32 protein-coding genes are annotated in these 23677 nt (G+C 68.1%); 10 read left to right on the top strand and 22 right to left on the bottom strand.

All coding sequences use genetic code 11. The features are described 5' to 3' along the window. The first annotated feature begins 5 nt into the window (after nucleotides 1-5). Nucleotides 6-380 (top strand): Tat pathway signal protein, encoded by a 375-nt coding sequence (locus BrevBR_RS07120; RefSeq protein WP_340000433.1) that lies wholly within the window; start codon nucleotides 6-8, stop codon nucleotides 378-380. Here BrevBR_RS07120 and BrevBR_RS07125 read toward each other — a convergent pair. Then, nucleotides 377-1351, bottom strand: a complete 975-nt coding sequence (locus BrevBR_RS07125) for an ABC transporter ATP-binding protein (RefSeq protein ID WP_340000434.1) — start codon at nucleotides 1349-1351, stop codon at nucleotides 377-379. The genes BrevBR_RS07120 and BrevBR_RS07125 overlap by 4 nt on opposite strands. Nucleotides 1352-1515: 164 nt before the next feature. On the opposite strand from BrevBR_RS07125, the gene BrevBR_RS07130 reads away from it, so the two are divergent. Both BrevBR_RS07130 and BrevBR_RS07135 read left to right on the top strand, forming a co-directional pair. Then, the gene (locus tag BrevBR_RS07130; RefSeq protein ID WP_332641125.1) at nucleotides 1516-1770 is read left to right on the top strand and encodes a hypothetical protein; all 255 of its coding nucleotides are present in this window, start codon (nucleotides 1516-1518) and stop codon (nucleotides 1768-1770) included. A gap of 173 nt (nucleotides 1771-1943) precedes the next feature. Then, on the top strand, nucleotides 1944-2183 hold the full coding sequence (locus tag BrevBR_RS07135) for a zinc-finger domain-containing protein (protein WP_340000435.1): 240 nt from the start codon (nucleotides 1944-1946) through the stop codon (nucleotides 2181-2183). 3 nt (nucleotides 2184-2186) lie between these two features. Here BrevBR_RS07135 and BrevBR_RS07140 read toward each other — a convergent pair whose 3' ends face one another. The 5 genes from BrevBR_RS07140 to BrevBR_RS07160 are packed head-to-tail and all read right to left on the bottom strand — an operon-like array spanning nucleotide 2187 to nucleotide 4804. Beyond that, nucleotides 2187-2846 (bottom strand): glutathione S-transferase family protein, encoded by a 660-nt coding sequence (locus tag BrevBR_RS07140; protein ID WP_340000436.1) that lies wholly within the window; start codon nucleotides 2844-2846, stop codon nucleotides 2187-2189. After that, nucleotides 2843-3313, bottom strand: a complete 471-nt coding sequence (locus BrevBR_RS07145; protein WP_340000437.1) for an SRPBCC family protein — start codon at nucleotides 3311-3313, stop codon at nucleotides 2843-2845. The genes BrevBR_RS07140 and BrevBR_RS07145 overlap by 4 nt, the downstream gene beginning before the upstream one ends. Then, a complete protein-coding gene (locus BrevBR_RS07150; RefSeq protein WP_340000438.1) occupies nucleotides 3310-3972 on the bottom strand; it encodes a dihydrofolate reductase family protein in 663 nt (220 codons plus the stop codon). Before BrevBR_RS07150 ends, BrevBR_RS07145 begins: the two co-directional genes overlap by 4 nt. Beyond that, the gene (locus BrevBR_RS07155) at nucleotides 3969-4460 is read right to left on the bottom strand and encodes an SRPBCC family protein (RefSeq protein WP_332641120.1); all 492 of its coding nucleotides are present in this window, start codon (nucleotides 4458-4460) and stop codon (nucleotides 3969-3971) included. Before BrevBR_RS07155 ends, BrevBR_RS07150 begins: the two co-directional genes overlap by 4 nt. After that, on the bottom strand, nucleotides 4457-4804 hold the full coding sequence (locus tag BrevBR_RS07160) for an ArsR/SmtB family transcription factor (RefSeq protein ID WP_332641119.1): 348 nt from the start codon (nucleotides 4802-4804) through the stop codon (nucleotides 4457-4459). Before BrevBR_RS07160 ends, BrevBR_RS07155 begins: the two co-directional genes overlap by 4 nt. A 108-nt stretch (nucleotides 4805-4912) precedes the next feature. On the opposite strand from BrevBR_RS07160, the gene BrevBR_RS07165 reads away from it, so the two are divergent. Next, on the top strand, nucleotides 4913-5290 hold the full coding sequence (locus BrevBR_RS07165) for a hypothetical protein (RefSeq protein ID WP_332641118.1): 378 nt from the start codon (nucleotides 4913-4915) through the stop codon (nucleotides 5288-5290). Nucleotides 5291-5317: 27 nt separating this feature from the next. On the opposite strand, the gene BrevBR_RS07170 is transcribed toward BrevBR_RS07165, so the two are convergent. The 3 genes from BrevBR_RS07170 to BrevBR_RS07180 all read right to left on the bottom strand — a co-directional run bounded on the left by BrevBR_RS07170 (nucleotide 5318) and on the right by BrevBR_RS07180 (nucleotide 8093). Beyond that, nucleotides 5318-6268 carry a hypothetical protein gene (locus BrevBR_RS07170; RefSeq protein ID WP_340000439.1) on the bottom strand — a complete coding sequence of 317 codons (951 nt, stop codon included), beginning with the start codon at nucleotides 6266-6268 and terminating at the stop codon, nucleotides 5318-5320. A gap of 98 nt (nucleotides 6269-6366) precedes the next feature. Next, the gene (locus BrevBR_RS07175; protein WP_332640709.1) at nucleotides 6367-7134 is read right to left on the bottom strand and encodes an ABC transporter permease; all 768 of its coding nucleotides are present in this window, start codon (nucleotides 7132-7134) and stop codon (nucleotides 6367-6369) included. Between the two features lie 2 nt (nucleotides 7135-7136). After that, nucleotides 7137-8093, bottom strand: coding sequence for an ABC transporter ATP-binding protein (locus tag BrevBR_RS07180; RefSeq protein WP_340000440.1), 957 nt, complete (start codon nucleotides 8091-8093; stop codon nucleotides 7137-7139). 101 nt (nucleotides 8094-8194) lie between these two features. On the opposite strand from BrevBR_RS07180, the gene BrevBR_RS07185 reads away from it, so the two are divergent. Both BrevBR_RS07185 and BrevBR_RS07190 read left to right on the top strand, forming a co-directional pair. After that, the gene (locus BrevBR_RS07185) at nucleotides 8195-9094 is read left to right on the top strand and encodes a DUF1206 domain-containing protein (RefSeq protein ID WP_340000441.1); all 900 of its coding nucleotides are present in this window, start codon (nucleotides 8195-8197) and stop codon (nucleotides 9092-9094) included. Nucleotides 9095-9219: 125 nt separating this feature from the next. Further along, nucleotides 9220-10554, top strand: a complete 1335-nt coding sequence (locus BrevBR_RS07190; protein WP_340000442.1) for a PQQ-dependent sugar dehydrogenase — start codon at nucleotides 9220-9222, stop codon at nucleotides 10552-10554. A 55-nt stretch (nucleotides 10555-10609) separates the two neighbouring features. Here the strand turns inward: BrevBR_RS07190 and BrevBR_RS07195 are convergent, their stop codons facing one another. Next, the gene (locus BrevBR_RS07195; RefSeq protein ID WP_340000443.1) at nucleotides 10610-11227 is read right to left on the bottom strand and encodes a hypothetical protein; all 618 of its coding nucleotides are present in this window, start codon (nucleotides 11225-11227) and stop codon (nucleotides 10610-10612) included. A 150-nt stretch (nucleotides 11228-11377) separates the two neighbouring features. Beyond that, complete coding sequence (locus BrevBR_RS07200; protein WP_340000444.1) at nucleotides 11378-11851, bottom strand: peptidase S1; 474 nt, start codon at nucleotides 11849-11851, stop codon at nucleotides 11378-11380. A 259-nt stretch (nucleotides 11852-12110) separates the two neighbouring features. On the opposite strand from BrevBR_RS07200, the gene BrevBR_RS07205 reads away from it, so the two are divergent. Further along, complete coding sequence (locus BrevBR_RS07205) at nucleotides 12111-13910, top strand: long-chain-acyl-CoA synthetase (RefSeq protein WP_340000770.1); 1800 nt, start codon at nucleotides 12111-12113, stop codon at nucleotides 13908-13910. A 79-nt stretch (nucleotides 13911-13989) separates the two neighbouring features. Continuing rightward, on the top strand, nucleotides 13990-14859 hold the full coding sequence (gene motA / locus BrevBR_RS07210) for a flagellar motor stator protein MotA (protein ID WP_332640701.1): 870 nt from the start codon (nucleotides 13990-13992) through the stop codon (nucleotides 14857-14859). Nucleotides 14860-14869: 10 nt separating this feature from the next. On the opposite strand, the gene BrevBR_RS07215 is transcribed toward motA, so the two are convergent. The 9 genes from BrevBR_RS07215 to BrevBR_RS07255 form a co-directional block, all read right to left on the bottom strand. Beyond that, nucleotides 14870-15199: a PilZ domain-containing protein gene (locus BrevBR_RS07215; RefSeq protein ID WP_332640700.1), complete on the bottom strand. Its 330-nt coding sequence runs from the start codon at nucleotides 15197-15199 to the stop codon at nucleotides 14870-14872. Further along, nucleotides 15196-15921, bottom strand: coding sequence for a kinase (locus BrevBR_RS07220; protein ID WP_332640699.1), 726 nt, complete (start codon nucleotides 15919-15921; stop codon nucleotides 15196-15198). Before BrevBR_RS07220 ends, BrevBR_RS07215 begins: the two co-directional genes overlap by 4 nt. An 89-nt stretch (nucleotides 15922-16010) precedes the next feature. After that, nucleotides 16011-16331: a 2Fe-2S iron-sulfur cluster-binding protein gene (locus tag BrevBR_RS07225; protein WP_291833500.1), complete on the bottom strand. Its 321-nt coding sequence runs from the start codon at nucleotides 16329-16331 to the stop codon at nucleotides 16011-16013. A 1-nt stretch (nucleotide 16332) separates the two neighbouring features. After that, the gene (locus BrevBR_RS07230) at nucleotides 16333-17136 is read right to left on the bottom strand and encodes a succinate dehydrogenase iron-sulfur subunit (protein WP_340000445.1); all 804 of its coding nucleotides are present in this window, start codon (nucleotides 17134-17136) and stop codon (nucleotides 16333-16335) included. 2 nt (nucleotides 17137-17138) lie between these two features. Further along, nucleotides 17139-18923, bottom strand: a complete 1785-nt coding sequence (gene sdhA / locus BrevBR_RS07235; protein ID WP_340000446.1) for a succinate dehydrogenase flavoprotein subunit — start codon at nucleotides 18921-18923, stop codon at nucleotides 17139-17141. Nucleotides 18924-18929: 6 nt separating this feature from the next. Further along, complete coding sequence (sdhD, locus tag BrevBR_RS07240; protein WP_332640146.1) at nucleotides 18930-19337, bottom strand: succinate dehydrogenase, hydrophobic membrane anchor protein; 408 nt, start codon at nucleotides 19335-19337, stop codon at nucleotides 18930-18932. Beyond that, on the bottom strand, nucleotides 19334-19819 hold the full coding sequence (gene sdhC / locus BrevBR_RS07245; protein WP_332640148.1) for a succinate dehydrogenase, cytochrome b556 subunit: 486 nt from the start codon (nucleotides 19817-19819) through the stop codon (nucleotides 19334-19336). The genes sdhD and sdhC overlap by 4 nt, the downstream gene beginning before the upstream one ends. A 118-nt stretch (nucleotides 19820-19937) precedes the next feature. Next, a complete protein-coding gene (locus BrevBR_RS07250) occupies nucleotides 19938-20378 on the bottom strand; it encodes an HIT domain-containing protein (protein WP_340000448.1) in 441 nt (146 codons plus the stop codon). A 6-nt stretch (nucleotides 20379-20384) separates the two neighbouring features. Continuing rightward, nucleotides 20385-21296, bottom strand: coding sequence for an SIMPL domain-containing protein (locus BrevBR_RS07255; protein WP_340000449.1), 912 nt, complete (start codon nucleotides 21294-21296; stop codon nucleotides 20385-20387). Between the two features lie 224 nt (nucleotides 21297-21520). Here BrevBR_RS07255 and BrevBR_RS07260 point away from each other — a divergent pair, with 224 nt between their 5' ends. Both BrevBR_RS07260 and BrevBR_RS07265 read left to right on the top strand, forming a co-directional pair. Continuing rightward, complete coding sequence (locus tag BrevBR_RS07260) at nucleotides 21521-22075, top strand: peroxiredoxin (protein ID WP_332640153.1); 555 nt, start codon at nucleotides 21521-21523, stop codon at nucleotides 22073-22075. Between the two features lie 126 nt (nucleotides 22076-22201). After that, nucleotides 22202-22735: a carboxymuconolactone decarboxylase family protein gene (locus BrevBR_RS07265; protein WP_332640155.1), complete on the top strand. Its 534-nt coding sequence runs from the start codon at nucleotides 22202-22204 to the stop codon at nucleotides 22733-22735. Here BrevBR_RS07265 and BrevBR_RS07270 read toward each other — a convergent pair. Further along, nucleotides 22732-23256, bottom strand: coding sequence for a hypothetical protein (locus tag BrevBR_RS07270; RefSeq protein ID WP_340000450.1), 525 nt, complete (start codon nucleotides 23254-23256; stop codon nucleotides 22732-22734). The two genes, BrevBR_RS07265 and BrevBR_RS07270, sit on opposite strands and share 4 nt — an antisense overlap. A gap of 49 nt (nucleotides 23257-23305) precedes the next feature. Then, nucleotides 23306-23674, bottom strand: coding sequence for an MmcQ/YjbR family DNA-binding protein (locus BrevBR_RS07275; protein WP_332640159.1), 369 nt, complete (start codon nucleotides 23672-23674; stop codon nucleotides 23306-23308). Nucleotides 23675-23677 lie beyond the last annotated feature (3 nt).

Consider the following 23677-nt stretch of genomic DNA (forward strand, 5'->3'; position numbering starts at 1 on the left):
GGCGCATGGAACGCCGCGCCCTCCTCGGACTGAAGTCACAGACGCTGAAGACCAGTGGCGGCTCAAGCGCGCCACAAGCCAGCTACCTGCGCCTGCCGACCATCACCGCCAACGTCATCCGCCCCGGCGGCCGGCGCGGCGTGATGACGGTCGAAACCGGGATCGACACCGCCGACGCCGCCTTGCGAACCCGCGTCGCCCAGTCCGCGCCCCGATTGCGCGCCGCCTACGCCGTCGTGGTGCAGCAGGCAGCCGCGGCGCTGCTGCCCGGCGCCCCGCCCGATGTCGAACGCCTGGTCGCCCAGCTTCAGGCGGCGACCAACGCCACCATGGGCCGGGCCGGCGCACGCCTGCTCATCGGCACGGTGATGGTGGTCTAGTCCTTCGTCGGACTGACCTGACTGGCATCACCATAGGTCAGGGCCAGGAAGACGTCCTCCAGATCCGGATCCTCGGTGGTGATGTCGGCGATGGTGACGCCCGCCGCCCGCACGGCCGCCAGCACCTGTTCCACCGACGACTGGCCCTTGCGGTAGGTGACCACGAAGGCGCCGTTCGGGCGCGCCACGGCCTCGAACCCCTTGAGCTCGGGCAGGCCGTTCAACTCGCCCTCGGGCGTGACCACGACATTGCGGGTGTCCAGACGGCGCAGCAGCTGCGGCGTCGGCTCGCAGGCCACCACCTCGCCGCGGTTCATGATGGCGATGGTGTCGCAGAGTTCCTGCGCCTCCTCCAGATAGTGGGTAGTCAGCAGCACCGTTACGCCCTCGGCGTTGATGCGCCGGACGTAGTCCCACAGCTGGCGGCGCAGCTCGACGTCCACGCCCGCCGTCGGCTCGTCGAGGATCAGGATCGGCGGATTGTGAACCAGGGCCTTGGCCACCATCAGACGCCGCTTCATCCCGCCTGACAGGGCGCGGACATAAGCGTGCGCCTTGTCCGACAGCCCCAGGGCCGCCAGCAACTCGTCGGAGCGTCGCTCGTTGGCCGGCACGCCATAGAAGCCGGCCTGCACCTCCAGCGCCTCGCGCGGGGTGAAGAAGACGTCGGCGACGATCTCCTGCGGCACCACGCCGAGAGCGGCGCGGGCGTCGCGCGGCTGTTTGTCGATATCGCGGTCCCAGATCGAGACCGTGCCGCCGGTCTTGTTCACCACTCCCGCGAGGATGTTGATCAGGGTCGACTTGCCGGCGCCATTGGGGCCCAGCAGCCCGAACATCGAACCGCGGGGAATGACCAGATCGACGCCGCGCAGCGCCGTCTTCGGCGGAGCCTTCTTCGTGCCGGCGTAGGTCTTTTCCAGTCCGCGCACCTCGATCGCGTTGACGGGCAGGGCGTTCGCTTCGGGCATGCAGGCTTTCCGTTGGACTGGCCGGCCTAGGTAGGCTCGCCGGCCGCCGTCGCCAAGACCGGGGGCCATGTCCCTGCGATTGATGTCAATGACGCTTGACACGATGTGCTTGAATGTCTAGTGTCCTTGTCATTATGAACAGCTTGCTTGACGGAACCAACTTCATGACCCGCACGAAAATGATCGGCTGGACGGCTTTCGCGGTCTGTATCCTTGGCTACGGCGCCTTTACGGCGATCGTCGTCCTGAACCGGATGGGCGAGCTGGAGATGCGTGAGACCCTGCTCTTCGGCGGGCCGGCCGCCGTCGCAGGCGAGATCGGTCTATGGGTCGCCGCAGGCTGTCTGGGCTGGTCCCTGTTCAAACGGCGCAAGGCGCTGTTCGATCGGGTCTTCCGCAAAGCCGCCCGGACGGTTTGACGCCGGACCCCCGTCCGCTGAAGCGAAATCGGCCTTGATGGACGCCATCCATCAAGGCTCAGATTTCGCTCCAGTTTGATCTGGACCATTTTTTGGATTCGGATCGTTTCGATCCGAAGCAAAAATGGTCTAGGGAATCGGTCCCGCCGCTTCTGCAGTTCCGAGATCGCGCCATGCCGCCCCGTCACCCCGACGCCATCATCCCGCCGCCGGAAGACATCGTGGTCCCCACCAAACGGGTCGCCTGCGACGGCGGCGGCGGCGCCCTGGGCCACCCCCTCGTCTATATGGACATGGGCGGCGAAGACTTCGTCGAATGCGCCTATTGCGACCGCCGCTTCGTCCTGAGCGCACATCCGCAGCCCGAGAACGAATACTTCAGCCCCGCCGCCCGGCCGCCCGAGGCGCACTGACCCTCAGTCCTCGGGGGGCGGCGCAGGCATCAGGTCGCCGAACGGCGCCGCGTCTTCCAGCGCCCGGACGAACGACGGCCGCGCCATCAGCCGCCCGTGCCAGGCTTTCAGCAGCGGCCGGTCGCCGAACGGGACCAACCGCCGGGCGTAGGTCAGGATCGGCGCCGCGCAGCAGTCCGCCAGGGTGAAGCTGTCGCCCGCGCCCCAGGTCCGGCCGTCGGCCAGCCGCGTTTCCAGCAGATCCCAGGCGGTGGCGACTACCTCCGCGTCCTGCGCCGCGCCGTAGTCGTCGGCCTGACCCTCGGGGCGGAATTTGTTGAGCACGATCCGGTTCATCGGCCCGCCCACATAGGTGTCGATGATCCGGTCCATGAAGCGCGCCTCCAGCGCCGCCTCCGGGTCGACGGGGATCAATCGACCGCCGCCTGCCAGCCGGTCGAGATATTCGATCACCACGCTGGATTCGAACAGGGTCCGGTCCGCCTCCGTATCGACCAGCGCCGGCATCTTGGCGAAGGGTGAGACGGCGCGGAATTCGGCCATGACGGCCTCATCGTCGTGCTGGATCAGCCTGAGCTCGAACGGCAGGCCCAGTTCGTACAGGGCCGTCGCCGCCTTCTGGCCATAGCCGGAGTAGGGATGGGAATAGAGACGCAGGGTCATGCGGAGGCAGCCTCTTGTTGCGACGCCAGCCAGGCGTCCAGTTGATCCAGCCCGGCCGCCGTGCCCTCCTCGCGCTCGGCCCAGCCGTCCTCGCCGAAATAGACGCCCTGCTCGTTGAAGGTCAGAAGCGTGCCCGCGCCATCCGGTGTGAACTCCACCGTGGCCAGCGAAGCCGAGATCTTGCGGCCGCCGACGTGCATGACGAAGGCGACGACGATCCGGCGCTCGGGGACGATGTCCAGATATCTGCCCTCGAACAGATGTTCGGCGCCGTCCTGTCCGCCGCCGCGGCTGATCTCGCGGCCGCCGACACGGAAGTCGAGCCGTTCGATCATCGGCGCGCTGACTTCTTCGCAGCCCATCCAGCGCTGCTTGATCTCGCGATCCGAGAAGGCGGCGAAGACCCGCGCCGGGCGCGCCGGATACCGCCGGGCAACGGTGAAGGCGCCGAAGAACAGTTCGCTCATGGCCGCCCCTCCGCCGTCCGGGACAGGATCAGATGGGTGGCCCTTTCGCCTGCCGTGCTGGAGGCGGTCTCATAGCCGAGGGCCGGCAGGTCCAGCCCGTCCCACAGCGGCTCGCCCCGGCCCAGAACCACGGGGGAAATGGCCACATGCATCCGGTCGATCAGCCCGGCCCTGAGATATTGCCGGACCGTTGCGGCGCCGCCGCCGATGCGGATGTCCTTGTCGCCCGCCACGGCTCGCGCCTTCTCCAGCGCCGCCTCTATGCCGCCCGTCTCGAAATGGAAAACCGTGCCGCCCTCCATCTCGATCGGGTCGCGGGCGTGATGGGTCAGGACGAAGACGGGTACGTGATAGGGCGGATTGGGGCCCCACCAGCCCTTCCAGCCGTCGTCCGGCCAGTCGCCCCGACCGGGGGTGAACATGTTGCGGCCCATGATCCAGGCGCCCATCCCCTCCATGCTGCGGCGCGCGAAACCGTCGTCCACGCCCGTCTCGCCGGCGGACTGGCCGAAGAGCGTCCGGAAGGTTTCGGTCGGGTAGAACCAGTGATGCAGGCCCTCGCCCCCCTCGCCGAGAGGATGATCGAGGCTCTGGGCGGGCCCGGCGCCGAACCCGTCGACCGAGACGCCATAGGCGTCGACGCGCACCTTGCCGGTCATGCGTTCGCCTCCAGTTCGCGGCCCAGGGCGTCCAGCATCTCGCCGCAGCCCTGTTCGCGTCCGGCGATGTCGTCGGCCCCTTCCAGGAATGCCCCCTGTTCAGTGTAGATCAGGCGGGTGCCGGAACCGTCGGCGACCAGCTCGGTCGTCGCGAGCGAGGCCGAGGCGCGGCGCTTCTCGTCGCCCGCCACACGGCCCATGACGTAGGAGAGGATGATCCGCTGGTCCGGCACGATGTCGAGATATTCGGTGTCGTTGAACCAGGTGTCGTTGCTCTCGTCGCCGAAGCGGAAGCGGCCGGTGAGGCCGCCGCCGACGCGGAAGTCCTGGGTCCATTCGTGAATGGTCCAGCCCTCGCCATCGGCGAACCAGCGGCGGAAGGAGGCGGGGTCCGAATGGGCGCGGAACACGCGCGCGGGCGAGGCGTCGTAGCGGCGCTCGATCGTGAAGGTCCCGTGCGCGACGGAGGGGCGGGCGGCGGCGGTCATTTCGGAATCTCCTCTTCGTTCTTCGTCTCGTCCAGAAAGACGCCGAGCCGATCGAGACTGCGTTCGACCGACTTTCGGCGTTCGTTGATCCAGCGTTCGGCGGCGCTGAGGGCCTGGGCGTCCACGCGGCAGGTGCGGACTCGCCCGGTCTTCTCGGAAGCGACCAGGCCGGCCGTCTCCAGAATCTTCAGATGCTGCACCACGGCCGACATCGACATCGGGAAGGGCGCGGCCAGTTCGCTGACCGAGGCCGGGCCCCGCGACAGGCGTTCGACCATGGCCCGACGGGTGGGGTCGGACAGCGCCTGAAAGGCCATGTCGAGCGAGGATTGATGCTGAAGCATTCACTTAAGTATCAAATCCCGGCAGGCGATGCAAGCCGGTCGAAACAGGGCTAACGGGGCGTTAATCGACGCGGCGCAGGCTGACTGCAGACCTTTCCGGAGGGCGTCATGTCCACGATCCAGACCGGCGGCTATCGCCGCCAGCGCGATCATTTCGAGCCCCAGGACGCCGATCCCGCGGAACAGCGGCGGGTGCGCGGCCTGCTGGAGAAGATCGACTATTCGGCCTTCATCGCCAACCGCGAGATCATCGGCCAGATGCTGCCCAAGGTGGATGCGCCCACCTTCCAGAAACTGGCGATCATGACGGCGACGGCGCGGGGCAAATGGGTGGCCGAAAGCCTGCGCCAGTCGGAATCCGGCGCCCCGTCGACCGCGGACCAGATCGCCCGCCTGACCTCGGCGCGTATCGCCTATGAGGAACTGGCCGAGGCCTATGAGGGCCTGCGCCGGATGGTCGAGCGCGGCTACGTCGCCATCCGCTAGCGCGGGACGGCGACGCAGGCGCGGTCCCTAGCCGACGGGCTGGGGCCGGGTCGCGATCGGGGCGTCGGGATCGGCCGGCGGCCGTTCGGCCTCGGTCGGGGGCGGGCCGGCGGGCTCGACCGGCGCTATCTCGATCAGCGGGGCGGTGGTGATCGCGGGCGGCGGAGCGGCGGCGGGCGGCGGCGCCGCGCGGGCCGGAGCCGTGGCTGCGGGGCGCGGGGTGGCGGTCGCGGGACGGGGCGGCGTCGGCGCGGGCGTCGCAGGCCGGACAGGCGAAGCTTCCGGCGCGATCGCGGCGGCGACCGGCTCGGGCGGGGACGCGGGCGCCGTCACGACCGCAGGCAAGGCAGGCGCGGCGTCGACCGGGGCGGCGAGGACCGGCGCCTCCGCGGCGGCGGGGAGCGGCGCGTTCGCCGGCGCGCGCGTGTACAGCCAGCCGGCCAGGGCGACGACCGCGACCGCGGCGGCCGCGACGCCGCCGTACAGGAGGGTGCGGGCCGAGGACTTCCCGCAGGCGCTGGCTTGCTGAAGCGTCGAGCCGGCAGCCGTGGGCTCGAAGGCGACAGGGGACGGGGCGACCGTGTGCGCGGCTGCGGGAGTGGCGGTCCGCGGCGGCTCGGGAACAGGCGGGACCGCAACCGGCTCGACCGGCGGCAGCGGACGGACCGTAAGGTCGGGCGCGGGTGTGGGGGCGGGCTCGACGACAACGGGAGCTTCCTCGACCGCCGCCGCCGCCGCCGCCGGCGCGGCGGGGGCGGGAGCGGGCCGGGGCGCGGCGCGGGGGATCATCGAGCCGCTGAAGATGCCGGGAGCGGGACGGGGCTGCGACGCGCGCGGGGGCTCCGGCAGCGGCGGCAGGCCGGCGCCCTTCGGCAGGGGGCCGGCGCGGAACACGGTCGCCGGCGGGCGACCCCAGACCACGGGACGGCGGAACGGCTCGGGCGTTCCATTCAGGGGCTTGTCGGACTCGGTGGACATTCAGGCTCCCGCGCCCCGTCGGGCGCGCTTCTTCAAACGCTTACGGCGGTCAGGGTGTCCGCTGAAATGGCCCGTTTCGTGACGCGCTGCGTCGGGGCCTAGTTCTTGAGCCTGTAGCCCGTTTTGAACATCCAGCCCACGATGGCGAGGCAGACGGCCAGGAAGCCCAGCGTCGCCGCCAGACTGGCCCAGATGCCGACGTCTCCCGACCCGTAGAAGGTCCAGCGGAAGCCCGAGATCAGATAGACCACCGGATTGAACAGGGTCACGGTCCGCCAGGCCGGCGGCAGCATGTCGATCGAATAGAAGGACCCGCCCAGGAAGGTCAGGGGCGTGACCACCAGCATCGGGATCATCTGCAGCTGTTCGAAGCCGTTGGCCCAGATGCCGATGATGAAGCCGAACACGCTGAAGGTCGTCGAGATCAGGATCAGGAAGGCCAGCATCTCGATCGGGTGCAGGATCTGCAGCGGCACGAAGAAGGCCGCCGTGGCGAGGATGATCAGCCCCAGCACCGCCGACTTGGTCGCCGCCGCCCCGACATAGGCGATGACGATCTCGAGCGGAGACACGGGCGCGGACAGCAGCTCGTAGATGGTGCCGGTGAATTTGGGGAAGTAGATGCCGAACGAGGCGTTGAAGATCGACTGGGTGAACAGGCTCAGCATGATCAGGCCGGGCACGATGAAGGCGCCGTAGGGGACGCCGTCGATCTCGGTCATGCGGCTGCCGATGGCCGAGCCGAAGACGACGAAATACAGGGCCGTGGTGATCACCGGGGTGACGACCGACTGCCAGACCGTGCGGATGGCGCGCGCCATCTCGAATTTGTAGATGGCCCAGACGCCGTGGCCGTTGAAGGTCATGCTCATGCCGCAGCTCCCGTCGTCTTGTCGCCCGCCTTGTCGCGGTGAACCAGGCTGACGAAGATGTCCTCCAGCGAGCTCTGGCTCGTGTGCAGATCCTTGAAGGCGATGCCCAGGTCCGACAGCTTGCGCAGCAGGGACGGCACGCCGGTCTTCTCGAGATTGGAATCGAAGACGTATTCCAGCTCGTTGCCGTCGTCGTTCAGCGACGGCGACCATTCGGCCAGTTCCGGCGGCACGGCGGCCAGCGGCTCCTGCAGATTCAACGTCAGGGTCTTCTTGCCCAGCTTCTTCATCAGGGCCGAGGTCTCCTCGACCAGGATCAGCTCGCCCTTGAGGATGACGCCCACCCGATCGGCCATCTCCTCGGCCTCCTCGATATAGTGGGTGGTCAGGATGATGGTGACGCCGGTCTCGCGCAGACGCCGGACCAGGTTCCACATGTCGCGGCGCAGTTCGACGTCCACACCGGCCGTCGGCTCGTCGAGGAACAGGATGTCTGGCTCGTGGCTCAGGGCCTTGGCGATCATGACCCGGCGCTTCATGCCGCCCGACAGGGTCATGATCTTCGCGTCCTTCTTGTCCCACAGGCTGAGGTCGCGCAGCACCTGTTCGATGAAGGCCGGGTTGGGCGCCTTGCCGAACAGGCCCCGGCTGAAGGACACCGTCGCCAGCACGGTCTCGAAGGCGTCGGTGGTCAGCTCCTGCGGCACCAGGCCGATCTTCGAGCGCGCGGCGCGGTACTCCGTCTGGATGTCGTGGCCGTCGGCGATGATCGTTCCCGTGCTGGGCGTGACGATGCCGCAGACGACCGAGATCAGGGTCGTCTTGCCGGCGCCGTTGGGACCCAGAAGGGCGAATATCTCGCCCTTGTTGATTGTCAGATCGATGGGTTTGAGGGCCTGCAGCCCTGACTTGTAGGTCTTGGTCAGACCCTGGATCGAGATAACCGGTTGCATGCACGCCCTCCGTGGCGCCCGCAGATATGCGTCCGGACGTCGCACCTCAAGACCGGCAGGCGCCAGCGGAGCCATATTCCTCGCCGCGAGTTACCGTCGCCGTGCCCAGCCCTCTGACCTCCCTCCGATCCCGTCTGGCCCGCGCCGGCGACTTCGGACGGAAGAAGTCGCCGCTGCTGCGCCGCGTGCCCCCGATGAAAGACCTGCTCGAACTGGCGGCGCGGGTCGGCTACGGCGCGCGGGGCTTCGTCTATCTGTCGGTCGGCCTGCTGACCCTGCTGGCCAGCGCCGACCTGATCGGCGACGCTGTCGGGCCCAAGGGCGCCGTCGCCTGGATGGCGCTGCGGCCGTTCGGACGGCTGTGGCTCCTTCTGGTCGGTCTGGGCCTGTCGGCCTTCGTCATGTGGCGGGTGCTGCAGGCGGTGTTCGACGCGGACCATGAGGGCACGAGCCGGCACGGCCTGATGACCCGGATGAGCCAGGGTTTCAGCGGGATGAGCTACGGCTTGATGGCGTTCAGCGCCTTCGCCCTGCTGGTGCACACACCGAGGAATCCCGCCGCCGCCGACGTGGCGAGAAGCCGGGATCAGGCGGAAACGGTGCTGGCGCTTCCGTGGGGCAACTGGCTGCTGGCCGGCGCCGGTCTGGTCCTGCTGTGCATCGGCGTCGCCAACGTCAGCCGGGCGTGGCGTGAGGACTTCACCGAGTATCTGGCCTGCTCGGAGAAGACCTGCCGCCGCGTGGCGCCGCTGGCCCGGACCGGGGTGGTGGCGCGCGGCCTGGCCTATGTGCCGCTGGCGGTGCTGATCATCCTGGCAGGGCTGCGGTCCAGGGCGTCGGACGTGACCACCTTCGGCTCGGCGCTCGAGGTGGTGGAGCGCCAGCCGGGCGGACCGTGGATCCTGGCGCTGGCCTCGCTGGGCTTCATCGCCTTCGGGGCCTTTTCCTTCATCGAGGCGCGCTTCCGCCGCATCAAACCGCCCCGCGACCTGTCGCTCTGAGCCCCCCGCCGACGTGATCTCCAACAGGGTCGCGGAACCCGCGCCCGGTCTGGGCTATTCAACCGTTGCCGGAGACTGTTCGCCACGCGCACCGTGCGTCCTGACTCCACCCGGAAGGCTGTCCCATGTCCCGCCTGACCCTGCTCGCCGTCTCAACCGCCGCCCTGACCCTCGCCGCCTGCGGGGGCAATGAGGCGCTGGACCCCTCCGCCGGCTTCGGCCCCGATCCGACGCTGCCGCCGCCGAGCCGTTCGTTGTTCCCGACGGTCAACGTCGCCGACGCCGTCGGCTGGCCGGCCGGACGCACGCCGATCGCCGCGCCGGGCTTCCAGGTCCAGGCCTTTGCTACAGGACTGGATCATCCGCGCTGGCTGTACCGCCTCCCCAATGGCGACATCCTGGTGGCCGAGAGCAATGCGCCGCCCAAGCCGGAGGGGCTCGACGCCCCTGCCGGCGGCGGCCTCCGCGGCTGGGTCCAGGGCCTGTTCATGAAGAAGGCGGGAGCCAGGGTCCCCAGCGCCAACCGCATCACCCTGCTGCGCGACGCGGATGGAGACGGGACCGCCGAGACCAAGACCGCCTTCCTCACCAACCTGATGTCGCCCTTCGGCATGACCCTGGTCGGCGACACCCTCTATGTCGCCAACGCCGACGCGGTGGTCGCCTTCCCCTATCAGACCGGCCAGACGCAGATCACCGCCGCGCCGCGCAAGATCGCCGATCTGCCCGCACAGCGAAACCACCACTGGACCAAGAGCATGGTCGCCAGCGCGGACGGGTCGCGGCTGTACGTCGGCGTCGGGTCCAACTCCAATATCGGCGAGAACGGACTGGACGAGGAGCAGGGCCGTGCGGCGGTGTGGGAGATCGATCCGGCGACGGGGACGCACCGCATCTACGCTTCAGGCCTGCGCAATCCGGTCGGCATGGCCTGGCAGCCGGACAGCGGCAAGCTGTGGGTCTCGGTCAATGAACGGGACGAGCTCGGCAACGATCTGGTGCCCGACTACATGACCTCGGTCACGCCCGGCGGCTTCTACGGCTGGCCATGGAGCTACTATGGCCAGATCGTCGACACCCGGGTCGAACCGGCCAACCCCGGCATGGTGGCCCGGGCGCTGAAGCCCGACTATGCGCTGGGCGCACACACCGCCTCGCTGGGGTTGACGTTCGGCGAGGGGCCGCTGTTCCCGGCGCAGTATCGCGACGGGGCCTTCGTGGGCCAGCACGGATCGTGGAACCGCAAACCGCGCAACGGCTATCGCGTGATCTTCGTGCCGTTCGCCAACGGCGCGCCTGCGGGGCCGCCGCAGGACATACTGACCGGCTTCCTCAACGACCAGGACCAGGCCATGGGCCGGCCGGTCGGGGTGCAGTTCGACCGTCTGGGGGCCCTGCTGGTCGCCGACGACGTGGGCAATGTCATCTGGCGGGTGTCGCCCGCCCAGCCGGTCCTCTGACAGACAAAAGCCCCGGCGGATCGCTCCGCCGGGGCTTTCGGTTCTGCGCGCCCGATCAGTTGAGCGGTTCGACCACGATGACCGGGGCCGGGGGCGCGGGCTCCTGGGCCGGCGTGATCGCCGGGGCCGGAGCCGGCGTCGTGGGCGCGGTGTTCAGCGTCGAAGTCGCGGGCGAGGTCGGAGCGGGAGTGGCCGTACGCGGGGCGACTGTGGTGGTCGCGGCGCGCGGAGCCGTCGGCGTCGCCGCCCTGCGGACCGGAGTCGCCTCACGCAGGACCGCAGCGGGGGCCGGGGCCGGGGCGGCCTGCACCGGAGCCGGCGTCGAGGCGCTGGTCGCCGGAGCAGCCTCAATGAGGGGCGTGGCGGAGACGACCGGGGCGGTCGCGGCCGGTTCGGCGAGCGGCGCGGCCGTATCGCCCCCCGTGTCCAGCATCGTCATGGCGACGATCCCGCCGAGAACGATCACGCCAAGAGGCGCCAGGATCATCCAGGTCTTGATCTTTCCGTTGTTGGCGCCGCGCGCCGCCTTGCCGCGGCGGGCGTAGACGGGAACGAAGGGCTCTTCGGCGGTCCCGAGGCGCGGATTCACGTCCATCCGGTCGCCCGGCAGCGGCTTTACCTCGACGCGGTCGCCATAGGGCTTCAACGGGTCGGCAGGATAAGTCACGGTCATGTCTGTTCCTCCAAATAGGTGGATAAGGAACAGTCTTGTCAGACCACGGTTCCGCGATCTTGTTGCGGCCGCGAAGAAACACCGTTGTCGCCACAATTACGGCGACAACGGCGAAGCTGTCAGGTCGGCGCTTTACTTGGCGTCAGAGCGTCAGAAGTTGTTGAGTTCTGAAATCGACAGGACGGCGGGCTGAGGATCGCCGCTCGAATAGGTCCCGACCCAGATTTCATACCGTCCGGCTATCGAACCAAGGGTGATGAGCGGGTTGTTGTCCTCGCCGGTGTCGTCGTCACAGTACCATTCGCCGTTCGGACCGTTGACCACCAGGGTGGTGTCGGCCTTCGACAGGACCGAAATCTTGATGTTCAGCGACCCCTTGCCGTTCCAGTTCAGGCGGAAGTCGGGGGAGCTGGTGATGTAGCCCGAGCAGCCGCTGCCGGCATTGGTGGCGCTGACGCTGCCGCCGGCCCGCAGGCTGACCAGATGCGGATCGGGCGTGAAGCCCGGCGCCAGGGTGATGTCGCCGTAGTTGGGATCGGCGTTGTAGTCCTGGGCCGACGCGGCCCCTGTGACGGCCGCGGCCAGAGTGAAGGCGCAAGCCGTGGCGGCGATGAGAAGTCGCATGGTTCAAGTCCCCCCGGGGCCCCCACGGCCCCACGCCGCCAACCCCTGTTCGCCGATTAAGCCCAAGCTTTCGGCAATCTTCAAGCGGGCGTCTCAATTCAGAACGCTGACCCTGCGTCACCGCCGCTTCGGCGCCACGCCTGTCCGCAAACCCGCGCCCGGCGGGCCTGAAACGCCCTTCGGATTCCCCTGCCGGTTGACCCCGGCGCCCGGCTTGTCCATCACCAAGGGGGCGACGGACGACGGAGTGGACATAACGATGGGTCTGGTGGCGAACATCAAGCGCAACATGCGTTTCGCCAAGGGGCTGCGGCGGCTGCTTAATCGCATCAAGCCGATCACCCTCGATAGCGCCGACCTGGTCTGCGACGACTGGGAAGAGGCCGTCGACAAATTCCCCGACCACGCCGCGATCGAGGACGACCGCCGCACGGTGACCTATCGCGAGCTGGACGCCATGGCCAACCGGTTCGGCCACTGGGCCCAGAGCCGTCGGCTGAAGCGCGGCGACACCATCGCCCTGGTGATGCTGAACCGCGCCGAATACATCGCCGCCTGGCTGGGCTTCGCCAAGGTCGGGGTCGCCACGGCCCTGATCAACACCAATCTGACCGGCCACGCCCTGGCCCACTGCCTGTCGATCTCCAACGCCTCGCAGGTGGTGACCGACGAGGACTGCTGGAAGCGGGTCGAGGACGCCCGCGCCCTGTCGGGGCGCAATCTGATGCTGTGGGTGCTGGGCCTCAAGGACGAGGACGAGGCCGATGAACGGCGCGGCCTCGACAAGCCGGTCCGCAGCGGCTCGTCGGTGCGGCCGGCCCGCTCGGCGCGCGCGGGCCTGACCAACCGCGACACGGCGATGTTCATCTACACCTCGGGCACGACGGGCATGCCCAAGGCGGCGCGGATCACTCATGCCCGGGCCCGCACCTATATGCGCGCCTTCGCCGGGGCCACGGCGGCCACGGACAAGGACGTCACCTTCAACGTCCTGCCGCTCTACCATTCGACCGGCGGCCTGGTCGGGGTCGGCCCCGCCCTGCTGAACGGCGGCAGGCTGGTGCTGCGCAAGCGGTTCTCGGCGACCAGCTTCTGGCCGGACGTCAAGGCCTCGGGCGCGACCCTGTTCGTCTATATCGGCGAGCTGTGCCGCTATCTGGTCAACTGCCCCGAGCACCCCGACGAGCGGTCGCACAAGCTGCGGCTGGCCTTCGGCAACGGGCTTCGGCCCGACGTCTGGACCGATTTCCAGAAGCGGTTCGCCATTCCCGACATTCTGGAATTCTACGGCTCGACCGAGGGCAATGTCTCGGTGTTCAATTTCGACGGCAAGCCGGGGGCCATCGGCCGGGTGCCGGGCTTCCTGAAAAAGCAGATCAATTTCCGCCTCGTCCGGTTCGACATGGAGACCGAGGAGCCGGTGCGCGGACCCGACGGCCTGTGCCAGCTGGCCAAGCCCGGAGAGGTCGGCGAGGCCCTGGGCATGATCGGCGACGACATCCGCCACGCCTTCTCGGGCTATGCCGACAAGGCGGCCTCCGAGAAGAAGATCCTGCGCGACGTCTTCGTGCGCGGCGACCGCTGGTTCCGCACCGGCGACCTGATGAGGCAGGACAGCGAAGGCTATGTCTATTTCATCGACCGGATCGGCGACACCTTCCGCTGGAAGGGCGAGAACGTCTCGACGGCCGAGGTCGAGCAGCGGCTGGCCGACGCGCCCGGGGTCAAGGAGGTCATCGCCTACGGAGTCCCGATCCCCGGACAGGACGGCAAGGCCGGGATGGTCGCCCTGGTGATCGACGGCAAATTCGCCCCCAAGGACTTCGCAGACTGGGTCGACCAGGAGCTGCCGGCCTACGCGCGGCCGGTCTTTGTGCGGCTTATCAAGTCGGCGGACACCACCGGCACCTTCAAATACAAGAAGACCGATCTGGTGGCCGACGGCTTCGATCCCGACAAGGTCGACGGCGCCCTGTATGTGCGCGGCGGCAAGAACGGCTATGCGAAACTCAGCGAAGCGGCGCGAGCGGCGATCGTGAACGGCGAAACGCGGCTTTAGGGTTAGCGGTCTGCAACCGCCTCTTAATCATTAACGGCGATGGTCGGCGTCTCTCGCGCGCAGGACGACATCGCTCTCCATGTTCCAGATTATCGGCATCGTGCTGCTGTTCGCCCTCGTGTTCGGCAGCTACGTCATCTCGGGCGGCAAGTTCGAGGTGATCCTGCACGCCCTGCCCCACGAGATGATGGCCATCGGCGGCGCCGGTCTGGCCGCCTTCCTGATTTCGAACAGCACCACCACGATGAAGGCCACCCTGGGAGGGCTGGGCAAGGCCTTTGCAGGACCGAAATGGAAGAAGCAGGATTACAAGGACCTGCTGTCCCTGCTGTTCCAGCTGACCAAGACGATGAAGTCCAAGGGCGTCATCGCCCTGGAAAGCCACATCGAAAAGCCGGCCGAGAGCACCATCTTCCAGAAGTATCCCAAGGTGCTGAAGGACCATTTCGCCACCGACTTCATCTGCGACACCCTGCGCATGATGACCATGAACCTCGAGGATCCGCACCAGATCGAGGACGCCATGGAAAAACAGCTGGAGAAGCACCACCACGAGGCGCTGGAGGCGCCGCACGCCCTGACTGCCCTGGCCGACGCCCTGCCCGCCCTGGGCATCGTCGCCGCCGTGCTGGGGGTGATCAAGACCATGGGCTCGATCTCGGAGCCGCCGGAAATCCTGGGCGGCATGATCGGCGGCGCGCTGGTCGGCACCTTCCTGGGCGTCTTCCTGGCCTATGGCCTGGTCGGGCCTATCGCCTCGCGGCTAAAGGCGATCGTCGACGAGGAATCGGCCTTCTACAAGATCATCCAGTCGGTTCTGGTCGCCCACCTGCACGGCAATGCGGCGCAAATCTCGGTCGAGATCGGCCGCGGCGACATCCCGTCCTCGGCCCAGCCGTCCTTCCTGGAAATGGAAGAATCCCTGTCGGGCGCGCCGGCCGAAGCCTGATCTTCGGCCCCTAGCCCCACCCGGCCCGCCGCAACGCTTCGCGCGCGGCGGCGAAGCGCGAGGGCACCAGTCCCCTCAGCGAGGTCTGACCGGAGTGTTTCAGCCCGGCTTCCAGACCCTTGCTCCAGACGACAGCGGCCTCGATGGCCATGCCGCGGGCGAGATCGATGACGATGACGGTACCGGTCAGGGTGAAGCCGCGCTCCAACCGGATCCGCAGTCCGCTGGCGGACTGGTCGACGATGAGGCACGGCATCTCCAGCCCGGGCGCGACCACGACCCCGCGCGCATTGGCGGGATGTCGAGGCTCAAAGCGGCGATCCGGCGGCTGTTGCGTCATGGGGGTATAGAACCGGGGCGGCGCTCGCGATCAAGCGGCACGATCGTATGGGCGATAACGCCCCCATCCAGCATTCGCCGCGTGATGCGTTCGAAATACTGGATGAATTCCGCAAGGCGGCGGCGCTCCGCCTGCGGAAGCCGGGCGGGCGGGATTTTCAGCAAATCCGCCTCCTGCTCGCTGCGCCAGTCGAGCACCACGTCGAATCCGGGCGCCTGCAGAAATACGATGGCGTCGAACCGGGCGGCGAAATCGGCGTAGGAGCCGGCGACGAACCCGTTGACCGCGCGCCGCCACGCCCCGTCGGGGTCCCGGTCGCGCTCCAGCGCGTTGATCGGCTCAGCGAGATCCGCCTCCTCCTCCGGCATGGCGCCCAGACACCAGGCGTCGATCAGGATGGCGCTCGGCCGCCCCTCGAAGACGCGCCAGTCGCGGATCGGCCGGCGGTCGTCCCCGCGCTTGTCGAAATCGGGGATGAGAACCTTGTCGTCGGGCCGGGCCGTGCCCAGGGCCTTGATCAGACGGCCCAGCATCCTGAGATCGTGCGTGCCCGGAGGCCCGCGCGTCAGGAACAGCGGGTGCACCTCCTCCGCCATGGCTTCACGTTTGGCGCGGGTCAGATAGACGTCGTCGATCGAGATCTGCACCCCGCCGAACCTTTCGGCGGCGGCGCGGGCCAGGGTCGTCTTGCCCGACCCCTGGGCTCCGACAATGGCGATCACGGGCGGCCCGACGCCGGCGCGGGATCCAGTCGCAATCAGCCGGCCGATCAGATCGACGAGCCGCGGGTCCGCCCGGCTCGCGGGGCCGGTCAGTGCTGGTTCTCGGGCAGGCGGACGATCAGCCCGTCCAGATCGTCGGATACCCGGATCTGGCAGGACAGGCGGCTGTTGGGCTGGACGTTCTCGGCGAAGTCCAGCATCGATTCCTCCATGGCGGAGGCGCGGCCCGTCTCGGCGGCGAAGGCTTCGTCGACATAGACGTGGCAGGTGGCGCAGGCGCAGGCCCCGCCGCAGTCGGCGTCGATGCCCGGGACGTTGTTGCGGATCGCCCCCTCCATCACCGACAGGCCGTTCTTCACCTCGACCACATGCTCGCGGCCATCGTGTTCGATGTAGGTGATCTTCGCCACCTTATGCGGCCGCTTCCGTCTTCTTCCGCGACGGCGCCACCATCAGCTTCTTCGTCTTCGCGATCGCCTCGGCCGGATTCAGCCCCTTGGGGCAGACCTGGGCGCAGTTCATGATGGTGTGGCAGCGGTAGAGTTTGAACGGGTCCTCGAGGTCGTCGAGCCGCTTGTCCGTGGCGTCGTCGCGGCTGTCGGCGATCCAGCGGTACGACTGCAGCAGGGCCGCGGGGCCCAGATACTCCGTCTGGTTCCACCAGTAGCTGGGGCATGACGTCGAACAGCAGGCGCACAGGATGCATTCGTACAGGCCGTCCAGTTTCGCCCGGTCCTCGGGCAACTGGATGCGCTCCTTCTCCGGGTCCGGCTCGTCGGACTGGAGGTAGGGCTGGATCGAGTCGTACTGGGCGTAGAACAGGGTCAGGTCCGTCACCAGATCCTTGACCACCGGCTGGTGCGGCAGGGGGGCGATGGAGATGGTCGAGGACGAGCACTCCTCCCAGCCCTTGGTGCAGGCCAGGGTGTTGCGCCCGTCGATGTTCATCGAGCACGAACCGCAGATGCCCTCGCGGCACGAGCGGCGGAAGGTCAGGGTCGGGTCGATCTCGTTCTTGATGTGGATCAGGGCGTCCAGCAGCATCGGGCCGTGGTCGTCGGCCGAGATCTCGAACACATCCCAGCGCGGGTCGGCGTCGACCTCGGGGTCGTAACGATAGACCTTGTAGGTCTTGACGTTCTTCGCGCCGGCCGGGGCCTTGTGGACCTTGCCGGTGACGGGCTTCGAACCCTTGGGGAGAGTCAGCTGGACCATGTTCAGTAAACCCGCGCCTTGGGCTCGATATAGGCGATGTCTTTCGACATCGGTTCCTTGTGGACCGGACGGTAGTCGATGCTGACCTGCTCGCCGGGACGTTTCCAGGCGAGGGTGTGTTTCATCCACTGTTTGTCGTCGCGGTCCGGATAGTCTTCGCGGGCGTGGGCGCCGCGGCTCTCGGTGCGGTTCAGGGCGCCCTCGATGGTGACCATCGCCTGATCGATCAGGTTGTCATATTCCATCGTCTCGACCAGATCGGTGTTCCAGATCAGACCGCGGTCCGTGGTCTTGATGTCCGCGCCGGCGGCGTGGATGGCGCGCAGCTTGGCCACCCCCTCTTCCAGCGTCCTGCCGGTGCGGAAGACGGCGGCGTCGGACTGCATGGCGCGCTGCATGTCGATGCGCAGTTTCGCCGTCGGGGTCGAGCCGTTGGCGTGGCGGAAGCGGTCGAGGCGGGCCACATGGCCGTCGGTGGCCGAGGCGGGCGCCTCCGGGACCTTCGTCGTCCTGCTGACCGCCTCGCCGCAGCGCAGGCCGGCCGCGCGGCCGAACACCACCAGATCGGTCAGGCTGTTGGAGCCCAGACGGTTGGCGCCGTGCACAGAAACGCAGGCCGCCTCGCCCACCGCCATCAGGCCGGGCACGACGGTGTCGGCATTGTCGCCGACCTTGGTCAGGACCTCGCCATGATAGTTGGTGGGGATGCCGCCCATATTGTAGTGGACGGTCGGCAGGACCGGGATCGGCTGTTTCGTCACATCGACGCCGGCGAAGATCTTGGCGCTCTCGGAAATGCCCGGCAGCCGCTCATGCAGGATCTTCGGATCGAGGTGGTCGAGGTGCAGGTTGATGTGGTCCTTGTTCGGACCCACGCCGCGGCCTTCGCGGATCTCGATGGTCATGGAGCGCGAGACCATGTCGCGCGGGGCCAGGTCCTTCACGGTCGGCGCATAGCGCTCCATGAAGCGCTCACCCTCGGAATTGGTCAGATAGCCGCCCTCGCCGCGCGCGCCCTCCGTGATCAGGCAGCCGGCGCCATAGATGCCGGTCGGGTGGAACTGGACGAATTCCATGTCCTGCAGCGGCAGGCCGGCGCGCAGCACCATGGCGTTGCCGTCGCCGGTGCAGGTGTGGGCGCTGGTGGCCGAGAAATAGGCGCGGCCGTATCCGCCGGTGGCCAGGATGACCATCTTGGCCCGGAAGCGGTGCATCGTTCCGTCGTCCAGCTTCAGCGCTGTCACGCCGGTGCAGGCGCCGTCCTGCATGATCAGGTCCAGCGCGAAATATTCGACGAAGAACTCGACCTCGCGCCGGACCGACTGGCCGTACAGGGTGTGCAGGATGGCGTGGCCGGTGCGGTCGGCGGCGGCGCAGGTGCGCTGCACCGGGCCCTCGCCGAAATTGCGCGTCATGCCGCCGAAGGCGCGCTGGTAGATCTTGCCTTCCTCGGTGCGGCTGAAGGGCACGCCCCAGTGCTCGAGCTCGTAGACGGCCTTGGGGGCGTTGCGGACCAGGTATTCGATGGCGTCCTGATCGCCCAGCCAGTCCGACCCCTTGACGGTGTCGTACATGTGCCACTGCCAGCTGTCCTCGCCCATGTTGCCGAGCGAGGCGGAGATGCCGCCCTGGGCCGCGACGGTGTGCGAGCGGGTCGGGAAGACCTTGGTGACGCAGGCGACCTTCAGTCCCTGCTGGGCGGCGCCGAGGGCGGCGCGAAGGCCCGAGCCGCCCGCGCCGACGACGACGACGTCATAGGCGTGATCGACGAATTCATAAGCAGCCATCAGCCGTCAGATCCCGAAACCGGCGGGCAGGGGGGCGGAGCCCAGCGCCAGCCGTACGATAAAGAAGACGCCCGCCGCCGCGATCACGAGGCACAGCAGGCCGATCAGGCCCAGCAGCGCGGTGCGCGAGCCGGGCTTGTGGATATAGTCGTCGACGATGACCTTCAGGCCCATGTTCATGTGCCACAGGCTGATCAGCAGGGTCACCGCCAGAAGCACGGCGTTGACCGGCGAGGCGAACCATTCGCGCGCGCCGTCATAGCCGCCGCCCGACAGGACGAAGCCGCTCCACAGACCCCAGAGAGTCAGGGGAACGAGGATCAGGGAAGACAGGCGTTCGGCGGTCCATTCGCCGGCGCCGTGGCGCTCGGAGACCTTGACGCCCTTGATGAAGGCCCTGGTTTCGCGGCTCACAGCACGACCCTCCCCGAGGCGAACAGGAAGGCCCAGAAGGCCACGGCGCCGACGACGCCGGCGATCATCGAGGCCCAGGACAGGGCGTCCGCCGATTTCGGCGACAGGCCGACCGCGGCGTCCCAGATCAGGTGGCGGATGCCGCCCGTGAGATGCAGGAACAGGGCCAGGGTCAGGCCGAACCAGACCAGCAGGCCCAGGGGCGAACCCATCCATCCGGTGAAGGTCGCATAGGCGTCGGGTCCGAAGGCCAGAGCCAGCAGCCACAGGGCCACCAGCACCGATCCGACCGACAGGGCGCCGCCCGTCATGCGGTTCAGGATCGAGGCGAACATGGTCACGTGCCAGCGCCAGACCTGGAGGTGGGGCGACAGGGGGCGGACGCGGCCGTTGGGCTGGACCACGAAACGGCCGGTCTGGTCGCCAGAGGACCTGGGCGTCGGATCGTTCGAGGCGTCGCCCGGCAAGGGAGAGGTCGACATATTGCGAATGGTTCTCAGAAACCTGAGCGAATTCAGGCGCTCAAAATCGGTGCTCTGGCTTTAAGCAGCGGGGCGGCGGGGGTCAACGAAGCTTGAGGGCAAGTAGCGCTGCTTCGCATCATTTCGTCGGGACGTCGCGCGCCTGCAGGCGAACGCGGGACACGGCGGTCTGGAGCCCGTTCGCTCCATAGGGCCGCGCCACGCCCCGGCCCCAGACGGGATCGGGCCACAGGCCGTCGTCGTGCCTGCGGCCGACGACGTGAAGGTGCAGCTGCGCCGTGACATTGCCGAGAGCGCCGACGTTGAGTTTCTGCACCGGCCGCCCCGCGGCCTCGCCGAGGGTTCGCACCAGATCTCCGGCGCGGACGACCTCGTCCATCAGGGCGGCGCGCTCGTTCGCCGTCAGGTCCTCAAGCTCGTGCAGACCGGCGCGGCGTGGAATCAGGATCAGCCAGGGAAAGCGGGCGTCGTCCTGAAGCCTCACCTCGCACAGGGGCCAGTCGCAGACCACGACGGAACCGGCGTCGAAGGCGGGGTCGGCTTTGAAGGCAGAACCCATGCGCCGTCAGTTCAGGCCGTAGACGACGCAGGCCTGGTCGGTCAGTTCGCGTAGCGGCGGCTGCAGCGCAAGCCGCGCGGCTTCGATCTGCGCCTCGGACGGGGCGGCGCCCGGCGGCGGAGGCGGCGGGGGCGGAGCGGGCGGAGGCGGCGGCGGCGCGAAGGATCGCGACCCGCTAACCGCGATCGCGTCCACGTCGGTCGCCAGCCCGCCGCCCGAAGAATAGGAGGGCCAGCCGGCCAGCACATCGGTCTGGCAGGCCCGGCCGGTAGGATCGATGACCCGCACGCCCCCCAGGGAGGCGCCGGCATTGGAGGCGGCTTCGCGCGCCCGGCGGGCGGCGTCCCTGACCGCCTCGCCCTGCAGCCAGGTCTTTAGGGCATTGTCAGGCTCCAGGTTGAATGAGACCGGGCTGGTCGATGTCGGCTGGGCCGCCAGCACAGTCGCATAGACCCGTTCCAGCACCGACATGTCCCGGACGGTGACGCTGACGTTGGCGTTGGCCTGATAACGTTCGATCTGGTCGGCGCGGGCGTTGTCGCGCAGGACGCCGTTCTCGTCGCGATACTGGTCGTACAGAGGGCGGGTGGTCAGGCTGGTCTCGACCCGGACCTTGTCGACGCCATAGGCGGCCAGCGCCTGGCTGAGCGCCCGGACCTGATCGGCGGCCTTGCGCGAGGCGTCGGCGGCCGAGCGGTCGATCGACTGGAAGGTCGCGCCGAAGCTGGCCCGATTGGCCGCCACCTCGGTGCGGACATAGCCGACCGAGGCGATGACGGGATCGCGCATCCACCATGGCGCCGGCACATAGCGCTCGCCGATAGTGGCCGGGGGGGTCTGGGCTCCGGCGAGGCCCGGGGCGGCGAGGAGCGGCGCCGCGCTGGCGGCGATCAACAGGGCGGCGGTCAGTCGACGCATGGGGTGTCTCTTCCTCTTGATATTCCTGCGACCTTGCCGGGAGGAGGCGCGGTCGTAAAGCGCCCAACGGTCTCGCACGCCTATGCCTTCCATAGATAAAATCTATGGAATAATATGAAATCCACACATTGACTTTGTGCATTGCACAAGCCATTTCGCGGCTGCAGCGCCGCTCCCCCCGGCGCTCCGGAACTTCCTTCCTCAGAGACTTCAGGAGAACAGCGATGCTGGGCGTCGGTCAAAAACTGCCGGATTTCAAGATCATCGGCGTCAAGCCGGGCTTCAACAGCCACGAAGAGAACGGCGTCTCGGCTTTCGAGCCGGTGACCCAGGACAGTTTCGAGGGCAAGTGGAAGGTCATCTTCTTCTATCCGAAGGACTTCACCTTCGTCTGCCCGACCGAGATCGCCGAGTTCGCCTCGCTGGCGCGTGAATTCGAGGACCGCGACACCGTGGTTCTGGGCGGCTCGACCGACAATGAGTTCGTCAAACTGGCCTGGCGCCGCGACCACGCCGACCTGTCGAAACTGCCGATCTGGCAGTTTGCCGACAACGGCGGCAAATTCGCCCGCGACCTGGGCGTTCTCGACGAGGCCGAGGGTGTCGCCCTGCGCGCCACCTTCGTGGTCGACCCGCACAATGTCGTGCAGCACGTCTATGTCACCAATCTGAACGTGGGCCGCGCTCCCGCCGACACCCTGCGTGTCGTCGACGCCCTGCAGACCGACGAGCTGTGCGCCTGCAACCGCCCGGTGGGCGGCGAAACGCTGGCGGCGTAAAGTAGCGTCAGCGTCTTCCTGACAGGCGGCGGCGCGAGCCGCCGCCTGTTTTGTTTCTGCCTTGGTGCGCTTTCGCTCGCCGCGCGGCGGCTCACGGCTTGAGCGCACGTTTTCCGGAGTCTTTCCATGTCGATCGAAGCCCTTCGCGACCTAATTCCGGCCTACGCCAAGGACATCTCCCTGAACCTCGGTTCGCTCGCGTCGGAAACGGTGCTGAACGACCAGCAGAAATGGGGGACCTTCCTGGCCTCGGCCCACGCCATCGGGGTCGGCCCCGTGGTCAGGGCGATCGAGGCCCAGGCCGCCGCCGTCCTGTCGCCCGAGGCCATGAGCGCGGCCAGATCCGCCGCCGCCATCATGGGCATGAACAACATCTACTATCGGTCGCTGCACCTGATGAAGAACCAGGAATACACGACCATCCCCGCCCGTCTGCGCATGAACGTCATCGCCAATCCGGGCGTCGACAAAATGGACTTCGAGCTGTGGTCGACGGCGGTGTCGGCGATCAATGGCTGCGGCGCCTGTCTGGACGCCCACGAAAGCGAACTGCGCAAACACGGCGTTCCGGCGACCCAGGTCCAGGCCGCCCTGCGCATCGGCGCCGTGGTCCACGCCGCCAGCCGCATCATCGCCTCGGAAACCGCGCTGGCGGATTAGACGGACGGCGCTTCCGCAGACTCCAGATAGTGGAGCCAGCGCTGGTAGCCGGCGCCCATGACGGCGTCGACGCCATCGGCCATGGCTCCGGTCCCGGGTCCTTCGACGACCATGGTCCAGGTCGGGGTCCAGCCGCGATTGGCCCCGGGCCAGGTGACGGTCAGCTCGGCCTTGGTCGTCTTCCCGCGCAGGGGGCCGAAGGGAGCGCTGAAGACGAAGCCGTCCGGCGCGACCGAGACCGTCCGCCCGTGGTCGAACTCGGTCCCGTCGGCGAGCTTCTCGCACCAGCATCCGCCGGGCGTCAGGTCGAGGCTGAGGTTGGCGGCCGAGCCGCTGTAGGTGTGGGCCGAATCCCACCATTTCGGCAGGTCCGTCAGCGAGGGTCCGATGTCCTCGGGCGCGACCTCGGCGCCGACGGCGTAGCGCAGGGTGAAGCTGTCGGCGGTGCGCGCCACGACCTCCGCGGTCGCGGGCGCCGCGGACAGTACCAGAACGGCCGCGGCGAGCAGGGGTCTGAGCATCCGAAATCCTCCCGCCGCCAAGGGGCGACGGAACGGCGGCGGCGTCAAGTCAGGGCTCGAAGGCCGGGGCGAGAGCGATCAGCTTCTTCGGGGCCTGGGCGCGGTAGCTCTCGTCGATCCAGCCGCGGAACAGGGCCATCGGATCCTCGACGCCGTCGGGCCATGACGCGGTCACCCAGCCGCTTTTGCCGAGGCCATAGCCGGTCGGGCTCACGAACGGCATGTCTCGCGCCTCTTCGCCCGAGAACGGCAGTTTGCAGGAGAGGCTGAAGGGCTCGCCCGCCACGCTCAGATAGGCGAACGTCTTGTCGCGCACTGCCAGATCGGCGTGGCCGGGCCACGGGCTTTTCAGGGCGACCTCGGGATAGGTCAGGCCGAAGGCCCTGAGCTGGTCGGCGGCGTCGGCGGGCGCCTTCATGGA

Origin of the sequence: Brevundimonas sp. BR2-1 (assembly GCF_037626195.1) — a bacterium.
Taxonomy (GTDB): domain Bacteria; phylum Pseudomonadota; class Alphaproteobacteria; order Caulobacterales; family Caulobacteraceae; genus Brevundimonas.